A 217-nucleotide genomic window follows, 5' to 3' on the forward strand; every position below is an offset into this window, starting at 1 on the left:
GTGTTCTTACCGTATTAACGAAGCGTGCCGCCAGCTATTGTACACAAACAAGCAGATCGGCCGCATTGCCGAAGATGTGGGCTATAAAGATGTGGATTATTTCCTTTGCAAATTCAACGGAAGAGGAAATCGCGTTAAACAGCGAAACAATGATACAAAAAAGACAGGCAGTCCCCCGTCCTTGAAGTATTTTGGAGGGCAACATGCCTGCACTTTT

Annotated in this window: 1 protein-coding gene; it reads left to right on the forward strand. The window is 45.2% G+C overall.

All coding sequences use genetic code 11. The features are described 5' to 3' along the window. Positions 1–185: hypothetical protein (locus tag H6B10_RS17645; protein WP_204652583.1), on the forward strand; the 185-nt coding region annotated here is incomplete at its 5' end. Between the last annotated feature and the right edge of the window lie 32 nt (positions 186–217).

Origin of the sequence: Gemmiger formicilis, assembly GCF_016901605.1 — a bacterium.
Taxonomy (GTDB): domain Bacteria; phylum Bacillota; class Clostridia; order Oscillospirales; family Ruminococcaceae; genus Gemmiger; species Gemmiger formicilis_B.